Annotated in this window: 1 protein-coding gene; it reads right to left on the bottom strand. The window is 66.4% G+C overall.

What is annotated here, in order from left to right:
• The coding region (gene uvrA / locus Q0627_RS22405) for an excinuclease ABC subunit UvrA (RefSeq protein WP_298813059.1) at window positions 1-1,790 on the bottom strand (1,790 nt) is incomplete at both ends.

Below are 1,790 nucleotides of genomic sequence, written 5' to 3'. Positions count from 1 at the left end.
CCGCCCTTGACGTTGAACGAGAACCGGCCCGGCTGGTAGCCGCGCACCTTGGCCTCGGTGGTCGCGGCGAACAGAGTGCGGATCTTGTCGAACACGCCGGTGTAGGTGGCCGGATTGGATCGGGGGGTACGGCCAATCGGTGACTGGTCAACCTGCACCAGCTTGTCGAGGTGTTCCAGGCCCTTCACCCGGGTGTGCCGGCCGGGTACCTGCCGGGCACCGTTGAGCTTGTTCGCCAGCACGGTCGCCAAGATGTCGTTGACCAGCGTCGACTTACCCGACCCCGACACGCCGGTGACCGCGGTCAGCACCCCGAGCGGGAACGCCACCTCGATACCGCGCAGATTGTGTTCGCGGGCCCCGACGACGACGAGCTGTTTCTTGCGGTCGATCGGCCGCCGGACCTCGGGCACCGGTAGCGTGTCCCGGCCCGACAGATAAGCGCCGGTCAACGACTTGCGGTTCTTGAGCAGGTCCTGGTAGCTGCCCGAATGCACCACTTGACCGCCGTGCTCGCCGGCCAGCGGACCGATGTCGACGATCCAGTCGGCGGCGCGGATGGTGTCTTCGTCGTGTTCTACGACGATCAGTGTGTTGCCCAGATCCCGCAACCGCGTGAGGGTTTCGATGAGGCGCCGGTTGTCACGCTGATGCAGACCGATCGACGGCTCATCGAGCACGTACAGCACCCCGGCCAGGCCCGACCCGATCTGAGTGGCCAGCCGGATACGTTGCGCCTCACCACCGGACAGCGACCCCGCCGCCCTTGCCAGTGACAGATATTCCAGCCCGACGTCGAGCAAGAAGCGGATACGGGCCTGCACTTCCTTGAGGACGCGGCCGGCGATCGCCTGCTGACGCTCGTCGAGTGCGAGTCCGTCGAGGTAGTCGGCGCAGTCGGCCACCGACATCGCACAGACATCGGCGATGGACTTGGCCCCCAGCGCAGGATGGTCGAGGGTCACCGACAGGATCTCGGGGCGCAGCCGGGCACCGGCACACGACGGGCACGGCACGTCGCGCATGTAGCCCTCGTAGCGTTCCTTCATCTGCTCGGACTCGGTCTGATCCATCCGGCGGCTCAGGAACGACATCACCCCCTCGAACTCCGTGTAGTACGAGCGAGTGCGGCCGTACCTGTTGCGGAACTTGACGTGCACCTGATGGTCGCTGCCGTTCAGGATCGCCCGTCGCGCCTTGATCGGCAGCCTCTTCCATGGGGTGTCGACGCTGAAACCCATCTCGTCGGCGAGCCCGGACATCAAGCGCAGGAAGTAGTCGGCGTTGTGGCCGCTCGACCATGGTGCGATGGCTCCCTCGGTCAGGGACAGCTCCGGGTCGGGTACCACCAGGTCCTCGTCGATCTCCTTGCGCACTCCGAGCCCGTCGCAGTCCGGGCACGCACCGTAGGGCGAGTTGAAGGAGAACGACCGCGGTTCGAGGTCGTCGATGGCGATGGGATGCCCGTTGGGGCAGGCCATGCGTTCGGAGAAGCGGCGTTCGCGGTCCGGGTCGTCCTCCTCGCGGTCGACGAAGTCGAGCACGACGATGCCGTCGGCCAGGCGCAGCGCCGTCTCCACCGAGTCCGTGAGCCGCTGTTTCGCCGACGCCTTGACCACGAGACGATCCACGACCACCTCGATGTCGTGCTTCTCCTGCTTCTTGAGCGTCGGCGGGCTGGTGAGCTGATGCACCACCCCGTCGACGCGGGCACGTGAGAAACCCTGTGTCTGCAGTTCGGCGAACAGGTCGACGAACTCGCCCTTGCGGGTGCGCACCACCGGCGCGAG

The organism is uncultured Gordonia sp. (assembly GCF_937858515.1).
Classification (GTDB): Bacteria; Actinomycetota; Actinomycetes; order Mycobacteriales; family Mycobacteriaceae; genus Gordonia.
The sequence above is the reverse complement of the archived record's forward strand: the minus strand, read 5'-3'. Positions and strand labels throughout refer to the sequence as shown.